This is a genomic window from Akkermansia sp. N21116, from assembly GCF_029854705.2.
In the GTDB taxonomy this organism is placed as follows: domain Bacteria; phylum Verrucomicrobiota; class Verrucomicrobiia; order Verrucomicrobiales; family Akkermansiaceae; genus Akkermansia.
Genome location: NZ_CP139035.1, coordinates 3,413,198 through 3,439,177, shown reverse-complemented (window position 1 = coordinate 3,439,177; position 25,980 = coordinate 3,413,198). Strand labels below are relative to the sequence as shown.

22 protein-coding genes are annotated in these 25,980 nt (G+C 53.0%); 8 read left to right on the top strand and 14 right to left on the bottom strand.

Features of this window, described 5'->3' with window-relative positions; translation table 11 throughout:
- Window positions 1-10: 10 nt before the first annotated feature.
- The 6 genes from pssA to QET93_RS12965 all read right to left on the bottom strand — a co-directional run bounded on the left by pssA (window position 11) and on the right by QET93_RS12965 (window position 8,769).
- Window positions 11-847, bottom strand: a complete 837-nt coding sequence (gene pssA / locus QET93_RS12990; protein ID WP_280127503.1) for a CDP-diacylglycerol--serine O-phosphatidyltransferase — start codon at window positions 845-847, stop codon at window positions 11-13.
- A gap of 85 nt (window positions 848-932) precedes the next feature.
- Window positions 933-3,758 carry an alanine--tRNA ligase gene (gene alaS, locus QET93_RS12985; protein WP_280127502.1) on the bottom strand — a complete coding sequence of 942 codons (2,826 nt, stop codon included), beginning with the start codon at window positions 3,756-3,758 and terminating at the stop codon, window positions 933-935.
- Window positions 3,759-3,891: 133 nt separating this feature from the next.
- Window positions 3,892-5,205 carry a sialate O-acetylesterase gene (locus QET93_RS12980; RefSeq protein ID WP_280132515.1) on the bottom strand — a complete coding sequence of 438 codons (1,314 nt, stop codon included), beginning with the start codon at window positions 5,203-5,205 and terminating at the stop codon, window positions 3,892-3,894.
- Window positions 5,206-5,294: 89 nt separating this feature from the next.
- Window positions 5,295-5,918, bottom strand: a complete 624-nt coding sequence (locus QET93_RS12975) for a type II secretion system protein (protein WP_280132514.1) — start codon at window positions 5,916-5,918, stop codon at window positions 5,295-5,297.
- Between the two features lie 63 nt (window positions 5,919-5,981).
- Complete coding sequence (locus tag QET93_RS12970) at window positions 5,982-8,195, bottom strand: VacB/RNase II family 3'-5' exoribonuclease (RefSeq protein WP_280132513.1); 2,214 nt, start codon at window positions 8,193-8,195, stop codon at window positions 5,982-5,984.
- 106 nt (window positions 8,196-8,301) lie between these two features.
- Window positions 8,302-8,769 (bottom strand): glucosaminidase domain-containing protein, encoded by a 468-nt coding sequence (locus QET93_RS12965; RefSeq protein WP_280127498.1) that lies wholly within the window; start codon window positions 8,767-8,769, stop codon window positions 8,302-8,304.
- 141 nt (window positions 8,770-8,910) lie between these two features.
- On the opposite strand from QET93_RS12965, the gene QET93_RS12960 reads away from it, so the two are divergent.
- A complete protein-coding gene (locus QET93_RS12960; protein WP_280132512.1) occupies window positions 8,911-10,515 on the top strand; it encodes a glycoside hydrolase family 27 protein in 1,605 nt (534 codons plus the stop codon).
- Between the two features lie 124 nt (window positions 10,516-10,639).
- Here the strand turns inward: QET93_RS12960 and QET93_RS12955 are convergent, their stop codons facing one another.
- Together QET93_RS12955 and QET93_RS12950 are read right to left on the bottom strand one after the other, a co-directional pair.
- Window positions 10,640-12,634 carry an ankyrin repeat domain-containing protein gene (locus tag QET93_RS12955; protein ID WP_322190019.1) on the bottom strand — a complete coding sequence of 665 codons (1,995 nt, stop codon included), beginning with the start codon at window positions 12,632-12,634 and terminating at the stop codon, window positions 10,640-10,642.
- 28 nt (window positions 12,635-12,662) lie between these two features.
- Window positions 12,663-13,580 carry a hypothetical protein gene (locus QET93_RS12950; RefSeq protein WP_280132510.1) on the bottom strand — a complete coding sequence of 306 codons (918 nt, stop codon included), beginning with the start codon at window positions 13,578-13,580 and terminating at the stop codon, window positions 12,663-12,665.
- A gap of 896 nt (window positions 13,581-14,476) precedes the next feature.
- Between QET93_RS12950 and argH the strand changes: the two genes are divergently transcribed.
- Together argH and QET93_RS12940 are read left to right on the top strand one after the other, a co-directional pair.
- A complete protein-coding gene (gene argH, locus QET93_RS12945; protein WP_280132509.1) occupies window positions 14,477-15,874 on the top strand; it encodes an argininosuccinate lyase in 1,398 nt (465 codons plus the stop codon).
- 99 nt (window positions 15,875-15,973) lie between these two features.
- Window positions 15,974-17,695 (top strand): SulP family inorganic anion transporter, encoded by a 1,722-nt coding sequence (locus QET93_RS12940; RefSeq protein WP_280127495.1) that lies wholly within the window; start codon window positions 15,974-15,976, stop codon window positions 17,693-17,695.
- A gap of 10 nt (window positions 17,696-17,705) precedes the next feature.
- Here QET93_RS12940 and QET93_RS12935 read toward each other — a convergent pair whose 3' ends face one another.
- The gene (locus tag QET93_RS12935; protein ID WP_280132508.1) at window positions 17,706-18,419 is read right to left on the bottom strand and encodes an SWIM zinc finger family protein; all 714 of its coding nucleotides are present in this window, start codon (window positions 18,417-18,419) and stop codon (window positions 17,706-17,708) included.
- 105 nt (window positions 18,420-18,524) lie between these two features.
- Here QET93_RS12935 and QET93_RS12930 point away from each other — a divergent pair, with 105 nt between their 5' ends.
- The gene (locus tag QET93_RS12930) at window positions 18,525-19,172 is read left to right on the top strand and encodes a hypothetical protein (protein WP_322190018.1); all 648 of its coding nucleotides are present in this window, start codon (window positions 18,525-18,527) and stop codon (window positions 19,170-19,172) included.
- Between the two features lie 13 nt (window positions 19,173-19,185).
- On the opposite strand, the gene QET93_RS12925 is transcribed toward QET93_RS12930, so the two are convergent.
- Window positions 19,186-19,740 (bottom strand): cob(I)yrinic acid a,c-diamide adenosyltransferase, encoded by a 555-nt coding sequence (locus QET93_RS12925; RefSeq protein ID WP_280127492.1) that lies wholly within the window; start codon window positions 19,738-19,740, stop codon window positions 19,186-19,188.
- 23 nt (window positions 19,741-19,763) lie between these two features.
- Here QET93_RS12925 and QET93_RS12920 point away from each other — a divergent pair, with 23 nt between their 5' ends.
- Window positions 19,764-20,444, top strand: a complete 681-nt coding sequence (locus QET93_RS12920) for a 7-carboxy-7-deazaguanine synthase QueE (RefSeq protein ID WP_280127491.1) — start codon at window positions 19,764-19,766, stop codon at window positions 20,442-20,444.
- A gap of 68 nt (window positions 20,445-20,512) precedes the next feature.
- On the opposite strand, the gene QET93_RS12915 is transcribed toward QET93_RS12920, so the two are convergent.
- Complete coding sequence (locus tag QET93_RS12915) at window positions 20,513-21,580, bottom strand: 3-deoxy-7-phosphoheptulonate synthase (protein ID WP_280127490.1); 1,068 nt, start codon at window positions 21,578-21,580, stop codon at window positions 20,513-20,515.
- A 185-nt stretch (window positions 21,581-21,765) separates the two neighbouring features.
- On the opposite strand from QET93_RS12915, the gene QET93_RS12910 reads away from it, so the two are divergent.
- Together QET93_RS12910 and smpB are read left to right on the top strand one after the other, a co-directional pair.
- Window positions 21,766-21,972, top strand: a complete 207-nt coding sequence (locus tag QET93_RS12910; protein WP_280127489.1) for a DNA-directed RNA polymerase subunit omega — start codon at window positions 21,766-21,768, stop codon at window positions 21,970-21,972.
- A 120-nt stretch (window positions 21,973-22,092) separates the two neighbouring features.
- Window positions 22,093-22,566, top strand: coding sequence for an SsrA-binding protein SmpB (gene smpB / locus QET93_RS12905; protein ID WP_280127488.1), 474 nt, complete (start codon window positions 22,093-22,095; stop codon window positions 22,564-22,566).
- Between the two features lie 45 nt (window positions 22,567-22,611).
- Here the strand turns inward: smpB and QET93_RS12900 are convergent, their stop codons facing one another.
- A complete protein-coding gene (locus QET93_RS12900; RefSeq protein ID WP_280132506.1) occupies window positions 22,612-23,175 on the bottom strand; it encodes a ribonuclease H-like domain-containing protein in 564 nt (187 codons plus the stop codon).
- Window positions 23,176-23,261: 86 nt separating this feature from the next.
- On the opposite strand from QET93_RS12900, the gene QET93_RS12895 reads away from it, so the two are divergent.
- Window positions 23,262-23,726: a tRNA (cytidine(34)-2'-O)-methyltransferase gene (locus QET93_RS12895; protein WP_280132505.1), complete on the top strand. Its 465-nt coding sequence runs from the start codon at window positions 23,262-23,264 to the stop codon at window positions 23,724-23,726.
- Window positions 23,727-23,844: 118 nt separating this feature from the next.
- Here QET93_RS12895 and QET93_RS12890 read toward each other — a convergent pair whose 3' ends face one another.
- Together QET93_RS12890 and tsaB are read right to left on the bottom strand one after the other, a co-directional pair.
- The gene (locus QET93_RS12890; protein WP_280127485.1) at window positions 23,845-24,987 is read right to left on the bottom strand and encodes a citrate/2-methylcitrate synthase; all 1,143 of its coding nucleotides are present in this window, start codon (window positions 24,985-24,987) and stop codon (window positions 23,845-23,847) included.
- A 76-nt stretch (window positions 24,988-25,063) separates the two neighbouring features.
- The gene (gene tsaB / locus QET93_RS12885; protein ID WP_280132504.1) at window positions 25,064-25,738 is read right to left on the bottom strand and encodes a tRNA (adenosine(37)-N6)-threonylcarbamoyltransferase complex dimerization subunit type 1 TsaB; all 675 of its coding nucleotides are present in this window, start codon (window positions 25,736-25,738) and stop codon (window positions 25,064-25,066) included.
- Window positions 25,739-25,980 lie beyond the last annotated feature (242 nt).

Below are 25,980 nucleotides of genomic sequence, written 5' to 3'. Positions count from 1 at the left end.
GCCCAGGCTGTTATTCGTCCCGGTCCGTCAGGTCACGGGCTTCCAGAATGGCTTGCCAGCGCTTGGCTACCCAGGGGCGGATGAGTCCGTAGAGGAGGTAGATGCAGAAGAGGATGGCCGGCATGACCCAGGGGAAGCAGAACAGGGCGATCCCGGCAAAGGCAAGGACGGCGATGGCCGTCATCGTACCTTTGGTGGTGAAGTTGATGTGCTTGAAGCTGGGGTACATGACGCGGCTCATCATGAGGATGGAGATGCCGACCATGATGATGGCGAGGAGGTATTTCCAGAATCCGAGGTCGATTTCCGTGCGGTACAGGTGGATGATGAGGTACATCGTGGAGACGATGGCTCCGGCGGCCATGGGTACGGGCAATCCGATGAAGTCGGACGTTTGTCCTTCCTTTTTGGGGGAGGCGGCCATGCAGTTGAACCGTGCGAGGCGCAGCCCGGCGCAGAGGAGGTAGAGGGCGGCAATGCCCCAGCCGATCCAGGGTTGCGGGATGCTGAAGAGGACGGCTTTGGAGAGGAGCAGGGCGGGTGCGATACCGAAGGAGACGATGTCGGCGAGGGAGTCGAATTCCCGGCCGAAGGGGCCTTCCTGGCCGCTCATGCGGGCTACGCGCCCGTCGAGGAGGTCGAAGATGCAGGAGGCGAAGATGAAGTAGGTGGCCTGCTGGTAGGATTCGTAGGCGGCCTGGAACTGGTAGGTGGAGTTCTGGGTGCCGGCGATCATCCCCTGGAGGATGGTCATGATGGCGAAGAATCCGCAGAGGAGGTTGCCCGCGGTGAAAAGATTCGGCAGGAGGGGAATCTTGGGCTCGTCCGGTACGATGGGCTTTTGCATGGCTTCAGAAGGTTTTTGATAGGCGGGAAGGGGTGCTTTCCCCGGGAGGGAAGAGTTTGCCCCTCCCGCAGAGGAGGTGGTGCTGTTAGAGAACCATGGCCTTGGCGGCGGCATCGGCAAGGGTTTGACGGGCTGTCCTGTCTGGAGCCGATCCGCGAGCCTGGTCTGCTCGTCCTCCTCCTTTGCCGCCGGCCATGGCAGCCAGGGCTTGGAGGAGTTTGCCGGCCTGGAGGCCTTTCTCTTGTGCTATCGTGCCGCAATAGGAGCCCAATAGCAAGGTGGAATCATCATCAATGATGATGAAGGCGGCGCCGGGATATTGTCTTTTTTTGAGGCCGTTGAGAAGTTCCTGAAGCATTTCTCCCGACCCGGTTTCGGATATGACGATCGTGTCCGTGTGGGAGGAGAGGAGTTCGTTGAGGAGTTTGTCTGCATGGCCGGCGGCGGCGGCGGCGTGGGCTTTCTTGACTTTTTTCTCAGCGTCGAGGGCGATTTCCTTCATGTGTTCGACAGCCTGGGCGAACTGGTCGAGGCGGAGGTTGATTTCGTCGATGTCGCGGGAGGCCAGGGCCTTCATGGCGGGTCTGTCGTCGAGCTTGGGTAGTGCAAACTGTTCGAGGCCCATGTCGGCAAGCTTGCCGTTGGCTTCTATGGTTTTTTCGTAGAAGGTGTAGAATTCCCGTGCTTTGGCGGCGACGTGTTCCTTGATGGCGGCGACGGCGGCATCTCCTGTCATGGCTTCGATGCGCCGTACTCCGGAGGCGATGGCACCTTCGCTTTTGATTTTGAAGAGGCCGATGTTTTTGGTGTTGTCGATGTGGGTTCCGCCGCAGAATTCCATGCTGATGCCGTTGAGTGCGTCTTCTTCCCCGCCGACTTGAATGACGCGGACAACGTCGCCGTATTTGTCGCCGAAGAACTGGGTAATGGCCTTGTTGTTCTTGACGTCGGAGTAGGCGTGTTCCGTACCATGGACGGTGAGTCCGGAGGAGATCCAGCCGTTGACGCGGGCTTCGATGGCCTTGATTTGATCGTGTGTGAGCGCGGCGCTGTTGAAGTCGAAGCGAAGGCGTTCTTCCGAGACGAAGGACCCCTGCTGGGCTGCATCCGTGCTGACGATTTCATGCAGAGCCTTGTGTAGAAGGTGCGTGGCCGTATGATTGGCCTCGATTTTCCGGCGGCGTTCCGTATCGAGAATGAGGCGTACTTGGTCTCCTTCCTTCAGGTCGAGATCCGGTGTTTTGTCGATGACGTGGGCGCGGGCCTGTCCGATTTGCTGGACGGCGAGGACGGGGTGGCTGTCGCCTCCGATGACGATGAGGCCGGTATCGGAAACCTGGCCCCCCATTTCAGCGTAGAACGGGCTTTTGTCGGTGATGACGAAGAGGGTGTTGTCCTGCGGGACGATCCGGGTGACGGTGGCTGTGCATTCGTCGCAGCCATAGCCGATGAAGTCGGTGACGGCATCCGTCTTGAGATCGAGAGCCCGGACGATTTCGTTTTTGCGTGCGGCGCGAGCACGTTCGCGCTGTTCTTGCATGAGCTGGTCGAAGCGGGCGCTGTCGAGGGCCAGGCCTCGTTCTTCAGCGATGAGAGCCGTGAGGTCGATCGGGAAACCGAAGGTGTCGTAAAGCTTGAAGGCGAAGTCTCCGCTGATTTTGCCGGACGTGGCGGCTTCGGCTTCGAAGAGTTCCAATCCGCGGTCCAGCGTTTCGTTGAAGCTGGTTTCTTCGCGCAGGAGGACATCTTTAATTGTGTCGCGACGGGTATTGAGCTCCGGGAATGTGGTCCCGAAAGATTCCACGAGTGTGTCTACGAGCTCAGCCAGGAAGGGGCGGGTGAATCCGAGCGTTCGTCCATACCGGACGGCGCGGCGGAGGATGCGGCGGAGGACGTAGTTGCGGCCGTTGTTGCCGGGAAGGATGCCGTCGGCAATGGAGAAACTGAGGGTGCGGATGTGGTCGGCGATGACTCGGAAGGCGATAGCTTCCTTGAGCGTATCGTCCATTTGCTGACCTTTGCCGGCGCCGGAGGGGTAAACGTCCGTGTAGGTTTTGCCGGAAAGGCGTTCGATCGCGTCGAACAGGGGACGGAATACGTCTGTGGCGTAATTGGAGATACGGCGGGAAAAATCTTTGAAGCCGTCCGTGCACTGGATAATGGAACAGGCGCGTTCGAAGCCCATGCCGGTGTCGATGTGGCGGGCGGGGAGGTCGCGGAAGGTACCGTCGCTTTCAGCGTTGTACTGGATGAAGACGAGGTTCCAGATTTCGATGCACTTGTCGGAGTCACCGTTGACGAGTTTGCCCATCGTGTCTCCCTGTGGAGTGAGATCGACATGCAGTTCGGAGCAGGGACCGCAGGGGCCGGTTTCCCCCATCATCCAGAAGTTGTCTTTGACATTGCCGTTGACGATGTGCACATCCGGGTCGAGACCGCGGGCGCGGAAGAGTTCCGCCCAGACATCCCAGGCCTCCTGGTCGAATTCTCCGGGATCGTTTTTACTTTTGTCCGGGCAATATACGGTGGCATAGAGGCGTTCTGCGGGGAAGCCCCAGCGTTCTACGACGAGTTCCCAACTCCAGTGGATGGCTTCTTTTTTGAAGTAGTCGCCGAAGGACCAGTTGCCGAGCATTTCAAAGAAGGTGTGGTGGTACGTGTCATAGCCGACATCTTCCAGGTCGTTGTGTTTTCCTCCGGCACGGATGCATTTCTGGGTATCCGTCGCACGGGCGGGATTCCACGGAGGAGTCCATACGCCGAGGAAGTAGGGGACGAACTGGTTCATTCCCGCGTTGGTGAATAGCAAACCGGGACTCTGCGGCATCAGGGAGGCAGAAGGGACGATCGTGTGTTGTTTTTCCTGGAAGAAATTGAGGAAGCTTTGACGTATTTCGGCTGCGGTCATCATGGCGGGGTGAAAATTGGCTGCGCGATTATGCCTGTATCGTGATGATAGTAAATCGCAAATTCTGTGTATACCTTGCCGTTGGGGGAGAAAGGTTGCGTCGCGGCCGTTCTTTGAACGGGAGGGTTTATGAGGATCAGTGGTTGTTTTTCCCGGCTAAATCATAGTCGAAGAAGGGGCACCAGTTGTCAAGGCGGTGGTTTTCCCCATCTATGGTTGCTGTTATCGTGTTGCCCTGGGAGTCCCGCAGACAACCCCGGGCACCTGTCCGGGGCCCGGAGGGAAGTTTGGCATTCAGAGTCATGCCATATCTGATATGTGCTTTGGACGGGTTGTCCGCAGTCGTGATACAGATGACGCCGGGGCTGGTTACTTCTACGGAAGAAATTGTTTTTTCCGTGCCGTCTTCGCCGATGAGGGAGAATCCGTAGTTGCCGGGATCGGAAATGGCTTCGGTATCCAGGACGAGAGGTGCAACAGGAGTATGGAATTTCACGTAAATCGCCCACTGCGTACCGCGTTTGACGATTTTATGGGAGACAGGGTGGATAGGAAGCCATTTTTTCCCGTCGGCCAGCACTTGTTTCATGACGTATCCGATATGGGCTCCGTACAACTTGGACATGGGCGCCGTCAAGTGAACTCCGTCGCTGTATGTCAGATGGTACATGGGGGTTGTCATGATGTAGCGGCTCTCCGGATCCAGTGCCAGTTCAAGTTGTGCAATGGCGATTGTCGCGTAGTCGGTCGGGTTTTGGGCATGGTAGTTCAAATGGGAACCGACCTGATAGCCGAAGCAGTATAAATCGTTCTTTTGTCCGGTGATCTTTTTGGCGTCTTGGTTGAGATCCCGGATCAGGGTGGTCATCTGTTGTTTGTACCAATCCTTTTCCTTTTTATCCTGCTGGTCCGTTTCTCCTTGCGTCCAGATAAAACCGGGCATGGAGAAGGTCTTCTTTTCCATGCCGGCAAGTTTCTTACCTTGCTCCAGGTCATCCAGAATATTTTGATAGGGGCCTGTGCCCTTGACGAGTGCCGTGATGCTGACTCCGCCGATTCCGTTGGCTGCACCGAGAATCTGAGTTTTTCCTGCCAATGGAGAGTTGCTGGTTTTGAGAAAACGAATGAAAAATTCTGCGGCGCCGGAGACGGGCGTTTCTCCTCTGGGGCCGTTGGGAGGCGAAGTACTTTCTACCAGAGGCACGAAGCGGCTTTTGTCGTTACCGGTTTCGTAGGGGCGAACGCCGCCTGCGAACATGATGTTCTTAAACGGTTGCTCTGTTGAAACGACAGGATTGGCCGTCCAACCGACAGAGAGAGATTGTCCGACGGATGGAATGTAATTAATGTCGGTTAGCGGTGTTGGGGCGGACTGGGCATGGTGGGAAAATCCCATCATTGCCAGAAGAGCCAGGGAGGAAAAATAACGCGGGAATCTTGCGAAATTCATGATATCTGAGGATTAATGAGAAAAGGCACTGCAAAAACCCGAGGATTTTTGCAGTGCCGGAGAGAGGAGATGCATTATAGGCGGAAGAATTACTTCTTCCAGGAGTAAACGTTGTCTTCCGTGAATTCGGGTTCGAGGATCTTATGGTCAAGCTGGCTGCCCGTGCCGTCGGGTCCGGTACCGTACACGATCACGCGAGAGAAGATCGGGCGTTCTTTCTTGCTGGTCGGATCCTGGATTTCTTCGTCTCCGTCGGCATCAAGCACGACATAGTAGGGTTTGCCCCATGGATCGTACAGTCCTGCATCTCTGCCGTTCATGAAAATGCCGCCTTTCGGATTGTCGACTATGGCTCCGCTGACGTATTTTTTACGGGTACGGTTGACGCGGTCCAATTCGGGGCCTTTCTCGCGGTCGATCAGGATGGTGATCAGGCGGGAGGGATCCTCGACGCTTGTCGTGATGCATTTGTCCTTGTCCATGCGCACGACGGAATCGACCGGCAGTACGCCCTGATGGTCGGCGATAAAATTGTTGATGGCCAGAGCAAGGTCGGCGCAATCTTTTTGGGACTGGCGTTCGCGAGCTGTATTCATCGCCTTCTGAGCGGTGACGAATGCAACACCGGCCAAGGCGACGATGATGGAAATGACAACCAGCAATTCAACGAGGGTGAATCCTTTCCTGCGCAGTGATATGGGGGAGAGTTTCATATTTCTATCAAGAGTAATCAATTTGGCTTTCAGAGCAAGACGAAAGGCTTATCGGAACAAATTTTATTGATCCTCCTTTTCGAAGAGATTTCTGACGACGGCGAAGTCCACCCACTGTTTGTCCCGGTCGACTTTGACGGGGATGACCGGCAGGATGCGTCCTGGCTGGAGGGAACTTCCTTTCGAGTGTGACCAACGGTCTGCAAAACTCTCGTATCTCCAGTTGCCTTTGGGGAAGGAGTCCGGCTTGACAAGCCCCTTGATCTGCAGGCGGGGGATTTCCACGAGGAGTCCGAAATGGCGTACTTCCGAAATGATGGCCCTGTGGACTTCGGGAGTTTGGGCGTGAGTCTGTTCTTCCAGCCATTCCATGAGCTTGATCATGTTGGATTCCTTTTCGGCCGAGGCAGAGACGCGTTCCGTGTCGGAAATATGATCCGCGATTTCCTGGAGCCTGGCAACGGAACCGGCTCCGCGTGAGGCATTGGCGGGAGGGTTATCAAGCAAGGCGTTCAGGGAACGATGGACAACCAGGTCGGCGTACCGGCGAATGGGGCTGGTGAAATGGCAGTAATTGGTCTTGGAAAGTCCGTAGTGTCCCAGAGGCGATGTGTCGTATCGGGCCCTCATCAAGCTTTTGAGCAGGGATATTTTCATGATTTGCTCGTCGGGAGATCCCTTGATGGAGGCTAGCAGGGTCATCAGGTTTTTCTTATTCGTCAGATCATGAACCGTGTGCCCGTAGACTTTGCAGAGTTCACCGAAAGCATTGAGCTTGGCTTCGTCCGGATCCTCATGGACACGGTAGATCGTGGGACGGTTTTTGTTTTTCAGAGCTTCGGCTACGGCTTCGTTGGCTGCCAGCATGCATTCTTCAATCATCTGGTGGCTTTCGTCATATTCTTCCGAGACGATTTTGACGGCTTTACCCTGGGTATCCAGCAGAACGCGTACTTCGGGGAAATCCAGATCCAGAGCTCCGTTTGCAAAACGCTTGCGGCGGAGCAGGGAAGCAAGATCCCATGCGTCCTTCAGCATGCGGCTTAAATCGTCTTTTCCCTTGCCGTTCATGAGTTGATAGGCTTCGGGGTAGGTCATTTGCCGTTCGTTGCGGATATAGGCGTCCGCGAATTTCGTTTTAATACGTTCTCCCTTGGTGTTGAAGCGCATGACGCAGACCTTGGTCAGGCGGATGACGCCTGCTCTAAGACTGCACAAATCATCGCACAGGCGTGGGGGGAGCATGGGAATAACCCTGTCGGGGAGGTAGGTGGAGTTTCCTCTCTTCATGGCCTCTTCGTCCAAAGGGGAACCGATGGCAACGTAATGGGAAACGTCTGCGATGTGGACGGCTAGTTCCCATCCGTCTGCATCGCGGGTGACGTGGATGGCATCGTCGAAGTCGCGGGCTCCTTCGGGGTCAATAGTCATGACGGGGCGGTCCGTCCAGTCTTCTCTCCGAGCCAGTTCCTGTTGGTCGAGATCTTCAGTCAGTTCCTCGGTATTGCGGATGACATCCTGCGGGAACTGGCGAGGGAGCTGGTATTTGCGGATGACGGCTTCCATATCCACATGAGGGTCTTTCGGATAGCCCAGAACCTCCAGAACGGTACCGCGGGACGGAATTCTGCCTTCTCCCCATGAGACGGGTGAAACTGTAACCAGCATGCCGGATTCGATGGCCTGTTTCGGTTTCTCCGTCAACTCAATGTATTCCGGTGACGAGATGCCGTCTCCGAAGACCTTGCCGAAGGAGCGGGTCGGCCTGAAGTTTCCCACCCAGACCTGTGTCCTGCGTGCCAGGATATTCTCGACGCGGACTTTGATCTGGAATTCTTCCAGGCTGGAGGGACGTCCCTTGCGATGTTTTTTCCATCCTTTGGGGAGGGAACGCTGCAGGGAAACTGCGACACGGTCTCCGTCCATGGCCGTATTCAAACGATTGGGCTGGATGATGATTTCCGGGATGGATTCCGTATCCCATCCGTATTCACGGGCAACGGCATCGCCCTTGTCGGGGATGAAGAGGCATTTTCCGGATTTTAAGCGCCTGATACGTCCGGTGACCAGATCATGGTTGACGACTTTCAGGGCAAAACGGCCTTTTTTCAGACGGACGACAGAATGGTCTCGCTCCAATTCGTCCATGAGGATGCGGAGAGATGATCTGTCACTGCCTTGCAAGTCCAGCTTCCGGGATAATTCCGATTTATTGAGCGGTTCATAGTCCGCTCGCCCCATTAGTTCGAGCACTTGTGCCCGGAGGTTTCCGTTCATACGAAACCTAGATTAGCACAAAAGCCGGAAACCGCCACGTAATTTTCCCGGACATAACGAGGAGATTCCCGGAAAGAAAATATGTCCGGGGAGGAGGCGAAGGCAATTATTCTTCGTCCCGGCCTTTGGCTGCGAGTTCCTGTCTGGAATTGGGCAGGGGCATGCTATTGACATCACCCCATTTTCCGCGTTCGATCATTTTCATGAGTCCGGTAACGTGCGATGTCCACTTGCTGCTGACGTTGGGAGCGTATCGACGGCTGATCCTGGCAATACTGACAAGCCCCTTTTGTTGATACACTTTGAGGATGTATCCGAGGGAGTCGATGCTTTCGTCAATGTCGTGGAAGCGTTTCAGTCCACGACCGTCCATAATGCCGGCCACATTGTTTTTTTTGCGGTAGGCATTGGATTTCCCATGGTTGGTTTCAAATCTGATGATAGCTTCCATCAGGACCGGATCCACCGCGTATTTGTTTGCGGTTTCGTGGATGGCGGGACGAATATCAGTAATCGCATCAGCAAAACAGAATGTCGTCAGAAATACGCATAAAGCTATGATTCTGAAAGGCATGGCCGGGCTTGTATGAAAATTGGTGACGCATAACAAGCTTTTTTTTTGAAATGGGCCGGGACAGACTCCCGTAAATTCCGTACTTTGCAACTCGTAGAAGAGCAATCTATGCCCAGGAAAAACGCATTCGAGATTCCCCTCATGAAAACCAAATTGACACCCCTTATCCTTGTAACGACCGCCCTTGGCATGGCCCATGGCCAGGAGGGGCAATTTCCCTCCGTTTACCCGGCTCCCGTTTCTGGGCAGCGTCTCTCTCCTCCTATTGCTGCGGCTCCTTCTTTGAATGGTGCCAAAGTGTATGGAGCAAGGCCGGGATCCGAGATGTTGTATAAGGTTGCCGTTTCCGGAGAACGTCCCATGAAAATTGTAGCTCATGGATTGCCTAATGGATTGAAAATAAGCGAATCCGGTGTAATATCCGGAAGGGTGGCGCGAGCGGGGTCCTATCCTGTCCGTATTGTAGCTGAGAATGCTGCCGGGCGTACTGAAGGTACGGTGACTATTAAGGTCGGGGAAGACCTTTGTCTGACTCCTCCTATGGGATGGAATAGCTGGTATTCATACAGTGAAGCGGTTAGCCAGGATGCCATTGAAAAAGTAGCCCGGTTGTTCCATGATAAGGGGCTTGTTGAACACGGTTGGAGTTATGTGAATATCGACGACTGCTGGCAAGGTCGGCGAGGGGGGGATTTGTTTGCGATCCAACCCAATAAAAAATTCCGTGACATGAAGGCCATGTGCGACACTTTGCATGGTTTGGGTCTGAAAGTCGGCATCTATTCTTCCCCGTGGATGGGTACTTATGCCGGATTTACCGGAGGGAGCGCTCCCAACGCCAAGGCGGACTTTACGGGACTTGCCCTTCCGGAGAAAGACTGGTTGCAGGAAGGACAGATCTTTGGTCGTTATCCCGGTTTGCACAAGCAAAAGGTGGATCGTGTGGGACCGGTATGGATGTTCGACAAAGATGCCAAACAGTGGGCCCGATGGGGATTCGATTACGTAAAAGTAGACTGGAATCCCAACGACGTGCCGACAACGAAACGTATCGACAAGGATCTGAGAGCTTCCGGGCGCGACATTGTCCTGAGTCTTTCCAATGCCGCTCCGTTTGAAAACATGGAAGGACTTAGCGTTCACTCCAACCTCTGGAGGACGACCGGTGATATCCAGGACAATTGGGGGAGTATTTCCCGGATTGGTTTTTCCCAGGACAAGTGGCAGAAATATACGCGACCCGGCCATTGGAATGATCCGGACATGCTCCAGATTGGGAAAATCGGTCAGCCCAACCGCCCCAATGTGACGTTTAAACAAACGGGACTGACTCCCGATGAGGAATATTTGCAGGTGTCTCTGTGGTGCCTTTTGTCCGCACCTCTTATTATATCGTGCGATCTGGAGAACATCGACGACTTCACGATGGGCTTGTTGACGAACGACGAAGTCATTGCCGTCAACCAGGATGTTGCAGCCAAGCCGGCTGTAAAAGCATGGAGCGAAGGGCCGTTTCAGGTATGGACGAAGGAATTGTCTGATGGCTCGCTGGCCGCCGGATTTTTCAACACTGGCAACGAGAAGGCCAACTGCACCGTCGATCTGGAAGCTCTGGGTATGAAAGGCCCACAACAGATTCGCGACCTGTGGAAGCGCCAGGATGTTGGCTCTGCCCAAGGGAAGATTACGGTGGAAATCAATCCTCACGGAGTAACTCTGTTCCGTATGACCCCGGTTCAACAATAATGTTATAAGGATCTAGAACAATCACGAATAGAAAAACTGGCTATTTACGGAACGCGTAGGTAGCCAGTTTTTCGTATATGATCTTTGAGTTATCCTTAACGGATAGCAAGGAAGACTCTGATGCTTATTTCTGAAGCAATTCACACACAGCTTCGATTGCAGATTTCTCGTATGTTTTATCCTTTTTCATGATAAGGGTGAGGGCGGTTTCTCCATTTTTATTTTCTGCTTTGGTATCGGCACCCTTGCTGATTAACTGCTCAATAACTGAACGGTAATTTTTGTGTGAGTAGTGGGTGTTTGACCAGGTTTGCGCAGCCCACAGGAGTGCTGTTTCTCCATTGTTGCCCTTGATGTTGACATTGGCGCCGTTATCCAGCAGGAGCTTGACGATATCGGCGTTGCCGTTGTTGGCTGCCGACATGAGCGGAGTTTCTCCATCTACCGTGTCTTTCTCATTTACGGAGACTCTGGGGATAATGATGGCATCGCGGACGATATCGATGTTTCTGCCCTTGGCCGCCCATCGCAAGACGGAGCGTCCTTTTTGATCTTTGGCGGACAGGTTTTTGCTGGCTTTCCGTACAAGATCATAGATGTCCTTATTACCCTTATAAGCAGCAATCATCAGAGGAGTCAACCCGTTGTTATCGACATCGTCAGCCTTGGCTCCTTGTTCCAGGAAGAGTTTGACCAGGCTCGTCCTGCCCTCGTAGATGGCTAACATCAACGGGGTTTCCTGACTATGGTTGCGTGTGTCTAGTTCTAATCCATTCTTGATGAGGAGTTCGGCAAGGCCTGCCGTCGCATGACGGATGGTCATCTTGAGGAGTTTATCCTGCTTGATAGATGTGGGGCTGATGCCTTTGTCGATGATGATCTGGGCAATGTCCTTGCTGTCGCTACTGATTGCGGCGGACAAACTGTCCGCTGTAAAGACGGCACCTTTTCTCAGGAGCATTTTGACGGTGTCCAGATTACCGGATTTAATAACAATATCGATGGGGGGGGGCGTCCCATAGAATGATTGGACTTCCCTGACCGGGTTGGCTCCATGTTGCATCATGAGCTCGACCAATTCTGGGTGACCATTATTCAGTGCAAGGCTCCAGAGCTTGTCGTTGACGGTAGCCCCGTGTTCAATGGCCAGCCTGGCGAGGGGAAGATCGGTCTCATTAATAGCTATCTGAAGAATATTGGTGGATGATTCGACATTGGGATTAGCTTTCAACAATTTTGCGACGATCACCATGTGCTTGTTGCCGTACGCCAAAGTGATCGGGGAACGTCTTCCCCATGTGTTGTCCACTTGGGCTCCGGCTTGAATAAGTTGTACGACGATGTCCAATTTGCCGCCTTCCGCTGCCCATGCGAGGGCTGTTTGCCCGATTTTATCTTTATCATCGATTTTGGCTCCCTGTTTCAGTAGTAAGTCGACGATATTCTTATGCCCCATCCACGCGGCACCCATCAGAGGCGTTCTGCCTTGCTTGTCCGTGGCATTGAGGTCGGCCTTGGCATTGACTAGTTCCGTGACGGCGGCCAGTGAACCCTTTCTGGCAGCGATGCGCAGAGGCGTTTTTTGACTTTGATCACGTATGTCTACGGAGGCACCGTGGTTGACGAGGTATCGGATGAGCTTGGATGCACCTTTGTCAGCAGCAGCACAGAGCAGGGGGATGTCGTATTTGGATCCGACGAGAAGGAAATCAATATTATCGATCGTATCGGCTTTCTGAGTAGCCTTTGCCATCGAAATCCAGAATTCCTTGTCGGAGGCTTCTTGAGCCTCGTTGGCTTTCTTTTGAAACAGAGCTGTATAATTGTCAAGAGTGCGATCCTGGGTGTAGTACCAGACGCCAGCTCCAATACAGAGGCAGAGAAGAGGGATGGCAAGCAACTTGAGCGACTTTTTCTTCTTCGGCTTGCCACTCACTGTAAAGCACTCGGCCTGTCGGAGGAGTTTATAGGGCAGATACCCCGTCATGTGTTCACTACGGCAGGGTGTTGTATCGCCGATTTTCCCTTCCTTGACGAGGAGTTGAATGTGCGCGTAGCTGAAGGGGCCATATTCCTGATCCCGAAGGATGACATAAAACTGTTGCATGGTCGTAGACATGTAAAATGTTAATATAGATTAGCTGATATTACTTTTTCAAGCGTTTTTCGATCTGACTCCACGATTGATCCAGAGGAGAGCAGACAGGGGTTTTGTCTGTGATTTGCTTTTGTTCGAGCATCTGGCTCAGATCCTCCGTAGTGAAGGGGCCAGAGATGATATCGTCAAACTGGATATACAATTCTTGAGCATTGTATGCATACGCGCTCTCCGTACTCTGGACTCCGACAATGCTTTGAACTTTTTTCCGGGAAGAAAAAAGTGTGCCCGCTCCCACAAGAAAAAGGAGGGCTCCCACCACCATGAGAGGAATGCGCAGGGGAGCCAATGGTGATGGCACTGTACCATGTAAGCGGACGATGGGATACCAGATCTTGTCGTAAGAAATAGATTCATTACCAAGCAGCTTTGCGTTTTCGGTAGGCTGAAATACGGAAAGCCCGGTATTGTAGGGGAGCACACAGATGAGTTCTTTGACTTTCGATAGATCAATGGGCTGTGTAAATGGAAAGAAAATAGTGCCGAACTGAGCTTTCAAAAAGTTGGTTGTTCCCAAGTCACTCATGGATTGGCTTCCATTGATTTCCAGTGTAAGCTTATTCTTCTCGTCTTCCGGTTTGATATTGTTGTCATCTCGGCAAAGCAGAGTGACAGAGGTTAGTGAAAAATTTCTGATATCCGTTCCTTCAGGAAATAGATCAGCCAAGGTAATGATAAAGGGGAGTTCTGCCTTGATATTGAATCGATCTGCTCGGACAGAAAACTTTTGGTCATCAACATCTTGTCGGGCTTGCCCATTCAATGTGGCAAAGGCAGACACGGAGGATCCGTTGGAAACAGATATTTTTGTATCCAGACAGGCATTGATTCTCTCTGGAAATAACAAGACTCCGCCTCCAATGAGGCTGCCCGCGATAATAAGAATGAAGGATAGACTCTTTTTCATGGATTTCTATTTTTTGACGGTCGTGCGTATCATGTAGTGGAAGAGATACGTTTTTTTTGAATAATTTTTTAATTTATTATCAGTTGATATAGTTGATAATTGATTTTCAGATTAATAAATTTGAGAAATATCGAATATGCCACTCCCTGAGTCTAAATATATCTGCTGTTCTGTTGGTTAAAAAATAATCCGTCTACCGTAATTTTCTATTTGGCGGATTAATTCGTATGAATTAATGTCGATTATGTTAGTTTTTTCTGATTTGATTTCACTTAAAAAACTAAAGGCGAGATATTTGCCGTCATGCGAAATTTTGTGGCACTAAATATTTGTTTTTGATTTAACAAATGGTTGAACCAGTTGTCGTATCAATAACGCTGGCATCGGAATCAAGTATCGTCGCAAAAAATTTCCCATCAGTCGAAAATTGTCCATACTATCCACTTGGACGAATAACAGGATTTGGAGGTAAGTGAAATTTTGGCTTTTGGAATGAGGATGGATCTAAATTTTCAGGAGTTGTTAGTATAATAATTTTTTTTTTTGCTCAACTACCCACTTTTGATCCTCTTGACTGAAATATTTGAGACGAGTTTTTTCTCTCCGCCAATATCTATTGTAATTGTTTCTCCATCAACGGAAATCATTTTTCCTTTAATGGTTTTCGTTCCTTCTGCCGATTTCCACACGCGGACTTCTTCACTCGCAAAATTGAGGAAACACTAGTCATTAAAAAATGATAAATATGGTATATTTTGTGTCAAGATTTAATAACATTGTTACCGATTATGCTGATATGTTTCCTTGTACATTTCCTGAGGTAGAGCGATGAAAGGTTGATAGAAGAGGGGTACTCAGTGGCCGTCTTCTGATGGGGTGCGTTTTTTGTCTTTCACATGGAGCGGATTTACGGCACAAATCGTTTCGTTATGTGGAAAGGCCGATTTTCTCAACCCACCGCCGATTTAGTTCTCCGCTATGGAGAATCCGTATCCTATGATTGGAGATTGTACAGGCATGATATTGCCGGATCCATTGCTCATGCCCGAGCCCAGTTGGAGGCCGGATTGCTGACGGAGGATGAATTTGCCGCGATTCAATCCGGGCTGGAAGGGATTTTGTCTGATATCGAAGCGGGTCATTTTACGTGGAGCCAGGAGCTTGAAGATGTTCACATGAACATTGAGAGCGAGTTGACCCGCCGCATCGGAGCTCCCGGCGCCAAGCTGCATACCGCCCGTTCCCGCAATGATCAGGTTGCCACGGATACGCGCCTTTACTGTCGCGATGCCGTAACGTCCGTTATCGGCAAGGTACGCGGCTTGCAACGGGCTCTGCTGGCCAAAGCCCGTGAATATGCCGATGACATGATGCCCGGCTATACCCATCTTCAGCGTGCCCAGCCCGTTACATTTGGTCACCATTTGCTTGCCTATGTAGAAATGTTTGACCGCGATGTGGAACGTCTGGAGTCCTGCCGTGAACGCCTGAATGTTTCCCCTCTCGGTTCCGGTGCTATTGCCGGATCGACGATCTGCCTTGACCGTGAATCGATTGCTCAGGAGCTCGGCTTTAACGGCGTGACCCAAAATTCCATGGATGCCATTGCCGACAGGGACTATATCATGGAATTCCTTTTTGACTTGGCCCTAATCGGCACGCATCTATCCCGCATGAGCGAGGATATGATCCTCTGGTGTTCGTCCGAGTTCGGCTTCATTACCTTGGATGATGCCCATACGACCGGCTCTTCCCTCATGCCGCAGAAAAAGAATCCTGATGTGTGTGAACTGACTCGCGGTAAAACGGGACGCCTCTACGGGAACCTGACCTCTGTCATGGTGGCCGTCAAGGGGCTTCCTCTGACGTATAACCGGGACCTGCAGGAAGACAAGGAACCCCTTTTCGATTCGATCGATACGGTAGAACTGGCCTTGGACGTCAACGCCGAAATGGTCTCCGGACTCATCTTCAACCGTGAACGTGCCATGCAGGCTGCTTCCGATCCGATGCTGCTGGCAACCGATTTGGCCGACTACCTTGTCCGCAAGGGAGTGCCTTTTCGTCAAGCCCACGAATTGGTCGGCAAAGCCGTGGCCATGAGCGTTGCTTCCGGAACGCCCCTGAACCGGTTGACCGACGAACAGTTCGCGTCCATTTCCGAAGCGTATGGAACCGATGCCCGCGATGTCTTCCAATTGGAGCGTGCCTTTTCCCTGAGAAAGAACCCGGGAGCTCCCAATCCTGAGCATACGGCACGCAGGATTGCTTATTGGGAACAGAAATTTGCCTGAGCATCGAATTTTTTCGGTTTCCTCCCGGATTTATGACTTGAAGGAAATGCGGGGGCGGTCTAATTTGCCGCCTCCGCGTTTTTTTTACTTTTTCCTGCAATGCTTAAGCCTGTTATTCTCTCCTGTCTCAAGACCTATGACAAGAAGACGTTTCTTGCCGATCTTTTTGCCGGTCTGACCGTTGGCGTTGTCGCACTGCCCCTGGCGATGGCATTCGCCATTGCTTGCGGCATGGACCCTGCCAAGGGTTTGATTACTGCCATTGTCGCGGGGTTCCTGATTTCCCTGTTCGGGGGAAGCCGTTTCCAGATTGGCGGGCCTACGGGCGCCTTTGTCGTCATCATCATGGGAATTGTAGCCAGTTACGGAGTTGGCGGGTTGCTGATCTGCACGCTGATGGCCGGTGTTTTCCTGATCATCATGGGAGTATGCCGCATGGGAGCTTTGATCCGGTTCATTCCATTTCCGGTGACGACCGGTTTTACGTCCGGGATTGCCATGGTGATTTTCTCAACCCAGGTTAAGGATATGCTGGGACTGAGTATTCCCGGGGAAATTCCCGGCGGTTTCATTGAAAAGTGGGCATGCTACCTGCAATATGCCGGTACGGTCAATTGGGCGGCTTTGGCTCTATGCGTCGGTACGGTAGCGGTGATCCTTATTTGCAAGCGGCTGAGTTCCAAATTACCGGCGATGTTGATAGCGATGCTTGTTATGACCGGTGTGTCGCTCGTATGTTCCCTGCCGGTTGAGACGATCGGGGATCGTTTTCCCAGTCTTCCCAATGCCCTGCCCATGCCTTCTCTTCCTTCCATGGAATGGGCGTCCCTGCAGGGGCTCGTGATGCCGGCGTTTACAATTGCCTTGCTGGCGGCTATTGAATCATTGCTGAGCGCATCCGTTGCGGACGGAATGACCAGTACTCGTCATAAACCTAATGCGGAACTAGTGGCTCAGGGAATTGGCAACATCGGTTCCGCTCTCTTCATGGGTATTCCCGCAACGGGAGCGATTGCCCGTACGGCTACTAATGTCAAATCGGGAGCGAAGACTCCTGTTGCCGGTATGATCCATGCCCTGGTTCTTCTGGCGATCCTCATGGCGTTTTCCCAATACGCCAAGATGATTCCCTTTGCGGTATTGGCGGGTATTTTGTCCGTGGTCTGCTACAATATGAGCGAGATTCATGTATTTGCCCGCCTGGCCCGCGGCCCGCGGCCCGATGCAGCCGTTCTGGTGATCACGTTTGCTTTGACCGTGCTGGTGGATTTGGTCGTTGCCGTGGAAGTGGGGGTGGTTCTGGCCGCTTTGCTCTTTATCGGCCGCATGGCCCAGATCAGCAATGTCTGCCCGATTACGGGACAGATTACCTTTGGTGCCGATGATCCCGAGGATGATTCACGTTCCATTGAAAAGAAGACGGTGCCGCCTCAAGTGGAGGTGTTCGATATCCAGGGGCCTTTCTTCTTCGGCGCAGTCGATCAATTCAAGGAACAGGTACTGGGTTCCCTTGATCACGACATCAAAATTGTCATCCTCCGCATGAGGCTTGTTCCGGCTCTTGATGCAACGGGACTGAATGTGCTCGGAGACTTCTTCCAGCGTTGCCGGGAAAGGCGAATCGTCCTCCTTCTGTGCGGTGTCCAGACACAGCCTTTGGATGTCATCCGTCATGCTCCGTTCTATCGCCGTCTGAAGAGCTATAATATCTGCTCCAATATCGATGCCGCCCTTGTACGGGCCAATGCCATTCTTGACGAACTTCCGGATCCCGTTCATGAAGAACCTGTCGGGGAGTTTCGCAAAAGGGAGGAAGGCTGATTTCGGAGACTTACCCAAGGTCGATTCCGAACAACGATGACAAATCCTTGCCTTTCAGTCGGTTTTTTCCGGTTTCCGAATCCGGTATCATACTTTCCGGAGATGAAGTGGGCAGCAGATTTTCCGGGCGGATTCCCCGCAGGGTAAATAAGAGCTCTGGAGTATCGTCCAGAAGAACGCCGAGGGCATACAGGGCCGCCGCCGCGTGTTTGCACATATCGGCCCAGTCGGGACAGGTGCAGGACATTTTCCAGTCTTCGGGATTGGGGAGAATTCCCGAATCGGGGTCGCAGAGGATTGTAAGAAGTTCTGGCCCGATTTCTCCTTTCAGCAGGTCGATCCACGAGGACAGGCGTCCTGCGCATGCTTCCCTGAGCTTTTCGATTTCATCGGCGTCGAGCGGGCGGATGCCGATGGTAACTTCGTAGGCGCTTTCTCCTGCTACAATCGCTTCGATAGAACCTTTTCCGATGCGGAGATCCAGAACGCATCCGCACCGCAGATAAGTTCTGCCGGGAGCCAGGCGCATGCCGTAGGTCTCGCTAAGGGCAAGGTGTTTCATCCATTGCCTGCCCCAGAAGTTGCGGGCCAGATTGCGTCCCGTGGCGCGGACGGGACGGAGCTCCCTGGTGCCGTCGTCCAAAAGACGGAGCATTTCCGCAGCCCACTCCTTGAGTTGGGACGTATTGGCGGGTTTTTCATCGTCGTCGCAAAAGCTGCACATAGGCGTATTGTCCTTGCCCCCTATGATAACGGTAAACGTATGGCTGAGCAAGCATGGCGTTAGCGCGGGTTGACGAGTTGCCGTGTCTATGGCATGCAAGAGCACATGTTGCAGGTATTCTTCTTGCTGCTGAGCGGAATTGTTTTTCTGGTGTTGATGTCCTTGCGCTACGGCAAGGCCAGGAGTCCCTTGTTTTCGTATGGGGAACGTCCTTTGCCTGGATTCCCCGGCCCGGTCGGCCTGGTTCACCGCCTGGACGGTGTGGGGAGGAAGCAGCGCCAGATTGTCCCCGGGCGCCATCCCTCCTACAACGGCAAGGATGGCAGCATGGTTTTACCCGTTCAGTGGGAAGAAAAAGTTACAACCGGGCGCATGGCCTGCGTCGCCCATACATGGGCCCTTGCCATAATGGCGGAAGAAGATCCCTCCGGCGACAAAAACCGTACCCAGTCTATTAACCGTTCCAGAATGATCCCGTTTTTTGTGGCTTTGATTGCCCTGGCCCTTATTTTTACAAAGCGTGCGGACGTCATGCTGGTTTCTTCCCTGGCCGTTTTTACCTGGGCATTCCTCACTTTTGCTGCTGTTCCGACTCAAATGCGGGAGAAAAAAGCAGCGGATATTGCCCGCAAAGGGTTGCGGGAGGCTGGAATGTGGCCTCAGCTCTCCGAAGATGCCTATGCACTGGACGCCTGCCTTGATGCCATGGCCTGGAGTCGTGTGGCAGGATTTCCCCGCATCCTGCCACGATGACGGCGGGTGGGCTTTACGCTTGGAGTTCCGTGGATGACAGGGCTTCGAATCTTGCCAGAATCCAGAGAAGATCCGAAAGGCGGTTGAGGAAAAGAGCCGAATCGACATTGCTCAGATCTCCGCTCATCCTGAGGCCGACGACGCGGCGTTCCGCTCGTCGGCAAACGGTGCGAGCCCAGTCCAGATGGGCGGAACCTGAGTTGCCTTCCTTGCCGGGACGAGCCCAACCCTTAAAACGGATATCACAGTCTTTTTCCAGATTCTTGGAGGTTGATTCCACCCAGGTGACATCTTCCGGCTTGATGCGGGCGTAGCCTTTTTCATCGTATTTGGGAAGGTCTTCTTCCAATGTGGCCAACTCTCCCATGAGCCCGACGAGGCGTTGCTGGACGCCGTCGAGTATGTCGGTGGTCGCTGTGGAGATGCCCGAATGGCGGACGACCCCCAGGACGGCATTGAGTTCATCCACTGTTCCGTACGTTTCAATACGGGGGGCTGTCTTGGAACTTCTCTTGCCGAACATGAGGTCGGTTTGACCATCGTCTCCTCTTTTGGTAATAACGCTCATGAATCCCCCTATAACACGCATCCATGAAGTTGGCACGATTAAATAATGTCCCCGAGGTTTTTCACTCTCTACAAGGAGAAGGGGCATCCATCGGTATGCCTGCCGTCTTTGTCCGCCTGGCCGGCTGCAACCTTGCCTGCTCGTGGTGCGATACGGCTTATTCATGGGACGGCAGTGTCCGTGCCGTGGAAATGGAGCCGTGCGATGTTGCCGAACTTGTGCTTCGCTTTCCATGCCGCCGTCTTGTTCTGACGGGAGGGGAACCTCTGGTTCAACAGAAGGAATTGCCTGATTTTCTGGAGCTTCTCCCGAACCATATGATGGAGGTGGAAACCAATGGAACCATCATACCCGATGCGGCGGTTGCTCGCCGGATTTCACAGTTCAACGTATCGCCCAAATTGGCGCATGCGGGTAATGCTCGGTCATTGAATCCGGCGGTATTATCATGGTTCGCCAATGAGGCCGGAGAAAAATCGTGGTTTAAATTCGTCGTCGAATCCGAGCGTGATATCAAGGATGTCGAGTTTCTCATAGAGACATGCGGTGTGGAGCGTTCCCGAGTCATTGTGATGCCTCAGGCCGGCAGTCTGGCATGTCTGGAAGGAGTCCGGCGCAATGTGGCGGAATTGTGCATTCGGAGGGGATTCCGTTTTTCCGACCGCCTGCACATGACCCTGTGGGGGGATAAGAAAGGTGTGTGAAAGAACAATCCCCGGCAAACCCGGAACGGGCTGCTGGGGATTGCTGGAAGTCGTGACGGGAGCCTGTCTCAGGCCTTTTTGAGGACTTCGCGGCGCTTTTTAACGGCGTCGGCGAGGACTTCGAGTACATTCACCGTGGTATCCCAGTTAATGCACTGGTCGGTGACGCTTTTCCCGTATTCCATATCGCAGCTGATCTTTTGGGCGCCCTCGACAAGAAAGCTTTCGATCATGACCGAACAGATCTCCGGATTGCCGTTTGCGATTTGATTGGCGATTTCTTCGGCGACGACGGGCTGGTTGCGATAATCCTTCTTGCTGTTGCCATGGGAAAGATCAACCATAATGCGGTTTTCGATACCGGCCTTGCGGAGTTTTTCGGTCGCTTCGCGGATGTGTTCCGGTGAGTAGTTTGGTCCTTCCGTAGAACCGCGGAGGATGAGGTGGCAGGATTTATTGCCGGCGGTGGATACGATGGCGGACACTCCCTGCTTGGTCACGGAAAGGAAACAGTGCGGACAAGATGCAGAAATGATCGCGTCGATGGCGATTTGCAGGCAACCGCTCGTTCCGTTCTTGAATCCGACGGGCATGGACAGTCCGGAGGCCAGTTCGCGGTGGACCTGGCTTTCCGTCGTACGAGCTCCGATAGCCCCCCACGTGATCAGGTCGGCAATGTACTGCGGTGTGATCGTGTCGAGGAATTCCGTAGCGGCGGGTACGCCGAGGTCGGCGATGCGGAGCAGGAGGCCGCGAGCCATGTGCAGGCCGCGGTTGATGTCGTAGGATTCGTTGAGGAAGGGGTCGTTGATCAGGCCTTTCCAGCCTACGGTGGTACGCGGTTTTTCAAAATAGACGCGCATGACGATGGACAACTCGTCTTTAAATCGCGTCATTTGTTCATGGAGGCGGGTTGCATATTCGACTGCAGCTTCCGGATCATGGATGGAGCAGGGGCCAACGATGACGAGCAATCTGTCATCCTTGCCTTCGATAATGTCATCTGCCGTCTTGCGCGCTTCCGAGATCATTTGAGTGATCGCCGGTGTCGCCGGATAGTCCTTGATGAGGATTGCCGGGGAGATAAGCGGTTCGATATCGGTGATGCGGACGTCGTCTGTCTTGAACCAGTTCATGTACGGAATCTATTGAGCGTTTTTTAGAGCCCGATGAAAAGGAAAAACACCGTATGCAGACGGTGAAACAGGATATTTGACAGAAATTCATGTCACATTCAAGCAATTAGGGGCTTGCCAACGGATGCGGGATTGTTTTATATAGCTTGCCCGATTAAGAGGGTAGCCCCTTATAGACACGTCTCATGAAAGTAGAACTGGTAGAGAAAGCCGCCAAGATAATTAAGGATTCCCAGATTTTGGTCAACATTGTTTCCAAGCGTGTTGATCAGTTGAATAAAGGCCGTGCTCCCTTGATCCCGACCACTCCGCACATGGGCGCCGCCGATATTGCCCTGACTGAAATCATCGAAGGCAAGCTGGTGTACGAAGAAACCGAGCAAGTGGGATAGTCCGCGTGGCCTGGTAATTCGTCGGACAACGAGAAACAAACCGGAGGCAGCCTCCCTTGCTTCCTCCGAGGTGATCAACAAGCCTCCTCTTTGACAAGTAGAGGCTTTTTTCCTCTCCCCATGAAAGACAAGAAGACAAGTTCCGAAATTTCCACCAATAAAAAAGCTCGCCGGGATTTTGAAATTCTGGAGAAGCATGAATGCGGCATCGAATTGAAGGGTACGGAGGTTAAATCCATCCGCGCCGGCAAGGTCAATTTGTCCGATTCCTTTGCCCGAGTGGAACGAGGGCAGCTTCTGTTGTACGGGTGTGATATTCAACCTTGGGAGACGGCCGGCGCTTTCTTCCAGCATGAAGCCAAACGCCCTCGCCGTCTCCTCATGCACAAAAGGGAAATCTTCAAGCTGGAACAATTTCTCGCCCAGAAGGGCTGTTCCCTCCCGGCTCTGCGCTTGTACTGGAAATCAGGCAAGGTTAAGTTGGAACTTGGCGTCGGCAAGGGCAAAACACATCAGGATCAGCGCTACGACCTTAAGGCTCGTGTAGAAATGCGCGAAGCTCAACGGGAAGTCTCCCGCTTCAACAGACGGTAAGGCGAAAGTTGCTCCGGGCAGATTCCTCATGTCCGCTCCATTTGTTCAGCGAGCCCAATCGACGGCGATTTCGGCGATGCCTCCTTTTTTGTCGTCGTACTTGACGTGGCCGTGTTCAATTCCGTAGCGATGGACGTCGCGAGTGACTTTGACGTCAAAACAGCAGTATTTTGCGATTTCCATGAGAAGATCCTCATTGCCGGTTTTGGCGTATTCCGCCCACCATTTGAGCGCCTGGGTTCCGACGGCTGTTTTGGAGTTGCCGAGTGAAGCTCCGGCAATTGAGTCGAGCTTGAGCCGGAATCCGTAACGGTCTTCGATGTCCTTGCAGAGGTCGAGGTTGCGGGTCGTGTCGGCCATGCTCCACATATCGTAGCGTTGGAGGACACCATAGTCGAAATGGAGGTGGTTGTAGCCGACGACGAGGTCTGCCTTGCGGAGCTGGTCGATGAGTTCCATGACTTCTTCTTCGCGATAGATCTTGTATTCGTCCAGCAGGGTGGAGTAGGTGACTCCGACGGACATGCGCATTTCCGCGGTATTATGCCAGCCTCCTACTTCGGCGGCAGAGTGGCGCGTTTCCAAGTCAAAGTAAACGATGTCCTTCATGCCTTGTCAGATTAGCCGAGATCGGGGATAGGCTCAAGTCCCACTTGCTTTCATGGTGTATTTGGGGGCATAATTCTCCCCGATCCATGACACCTGCCTTTCATCTTGTCCTGTTCCATCCGGAGATCCCGCACAATACGGGAGCTGCCGGACGCCTGGCTCTGGCTACCGGTTCCAGGCTCCATTTAATCAAGCCGCTCGGTTTTAGCCTGGATGAAAAACACATCCGGCGGACGGGTCTGGATTACTGGGCGAAGGTCGATCTGTGCGTATGGGATTCTCTGGAGGAATTGATCCGGTCCGCAGAGCCGGGTTCCCGGTTTTGGTATTTGTCTACCAAGGCGAAGACATTGTATTGGGACGCCGGTTTCCAACGGGGGGATTATTTTATATTCGGGCCTGAATCCAAAGGCCTCCCGGAAAGCCTCCTGCATGAAAATGCCGCTCGTGCGTTGACTATTCCGATGCCGGGCGAGGGTTCCCGGAGTTTGAATCTTTCCACTTCCGTGGCGATTGTGCTGTACGAGGGTATGCGTGCCTTGCGTGGATAAGAGCTAGGGGAATGTCGTGGAAACCGGAAACGCTCCGGGGAAGGGTACTTCCTGCCGGAGCGTTAATCGGATAAAAACCGTGTTTGGATACGCCCGAGGCGTAAGAAACCGTGTTTTTTTAGCGCATGTCGATGGTCGGGACGGGAATCGGTACCTTGGGGCCGACGTACGCGGTCAACGGACGGTAGATGCGGTTGTCTTCCAGTTGTTCCAGAACCTGGGCCACCCAGCCGGCGACGCGCGCAATCGCAAAAATAGCTGTAAAAAGTTTCGTTGGAACGCCGATGCTATAGTAAACCGTGGCGGAATAAAAGTCGACGTTGGCATTTAAGCCTTTGCGCTCGCGAATGATTTTGGCGATTTTTTCCGACATGCGGATCCATTTGGGCTCGCCGATTTTTTCTGTCAGGCGGATAGCCATGCGGCGCAGGTGGGGAGCGCGAGGATCAAGGGTTCGGTACACGCGATGGCCCATGCCCATGATCTTTTCCTTGTTGGCGAGTTTCTTTGTGATGTAGCTTTCGACATTGGCTTCTTCACCGATTTCCTTGAGCATTTCGATGACGCCCTCATTGGCTCCTCCGTGCAAGGGCCCCTTGAGGGTACCGATGGCGGAGGTGATGGCGGAATACATGTCCGAAAGGGTGGAGATACAGACGCGCGCGGCGAAGGTGGAGGCATTCATTCCGTGGTCGGCATGCAGGATGTAGGCGACATCAAGCGTGCGGGCTTCGTCGGGATCCGGTTCCGTGCCTTTGAGAAGCCAGAGGAAGTGGGAAGCTTCGTCAAGATCCTCGCGCACGGGTGGCAGGTCGAGCCCGGCGCAGACGCGATGGTAGTAGGCGACCATGACAGGGATTTTAGCGATCAGGCTGAGTCCGATTTCTTTAACCTGGGATGGATCTTTAGTGCGGTCGTCGTACATGCCGAGCATGGATACGGCTGTTCTGAGGGCGGACATGGGACGCGCGGACTTGGTAGCTGCTTTGAAGAAGTCCAGAATAGGTTGCGGGAGTTCCCGGTCACTGCGCAGGCGCTGGCAGACATGCTTCAGTTCATCCTTGTTCGGAAGGCGTTTGTTGAGAAGCAGGAAAATGATTTCCTCGAAATGGCATAACTCAACCAAATCTTCAATATCATATCCCAAATAGAGCAGACGGCCTTCTTCGCCACGTACGTCGCTCAAAGACGATTCGTTGGCAATAACGCCTTTCAGCCCCTTGGCATATACGGGTGCATCAGTTGTGTTGTTGTCATTCATAGTTTTTAGGAATTTGCGGAGTTCCCTGTTTGCGGCTGCATAAAAGTATAATGAGAGAACAGAAGTCAAGCCTTAACTACTGCCGGGTCGCCCATGCCGGACGTTTGGCGGCGGTAATATGAGGAGGCCGTACATAAATGGGAGCCGGAGCGTGTTCCAGCAGGGCGACGCGTTCCTGGTCGTTCCGGTTGAACCATGCTTCACCGAGAATGCGGGCGGAAGGGATTTGTGCAGAGGAGATATCCGGGAAATCCAGGGTTGCCGTGACGTCGGGATCCTCCGGAGAATAGACGGTTTCCCCCTGAGACCGCCAGCCGGGAAGGGCTAATTTCAATTCCTCGGTGTCCATGATGGCAATCTCGCCCTGTAGGCGGCGATTGCGGAAAGTGGCGACGGCCCATCCGTTGCGTCGGGCGTCGGAGATGACTCGATAGTCGGATTTGCCCTCGGCGGGGATGGCTTCCCAGGAACACAGGGAAACGACCCGGCTTCCGTGGATCAGGGAAATGCCGTCTGCTGCAGCCAACGCAACGCGGATTCCTCCGTATGATCCGGGACCTGCTCCCACGACGATGGTAGAAATCCTCAATTCGCCCGGCATGCCGAGAAGTGTCTTCAAATGCGGGAAGATGCTGGACGAATGATGGCGTTCTGCCGTCCATGATCTTTCCCCGGAGAATTGTCCTCCCTTCCAAAGTGCCATGGAGGCATGGGATCCCGATGTTTCAATAGCCAGTAGATCTCCTTCCATGTGGTGCAGAGTACCCTAATTTGCCTGTAACGGGAATTAAAATATTGTTGTGAACGGGGGAAATGAATCACCCCCCTGTCGTAAATGGAATTGACTCTTTTCTTCTTTTTCTCTACGAACTCAGGTAGTTCCCTCCATGCAGAAGCAAGCCAAGAAAAGTAATCCCTTCCCCCAAAGACAATGGAGGAAGTATGCGGATGATTCGAGGCCTCCGCTTTATCCTCCTGTTTTGGAAATGCTTT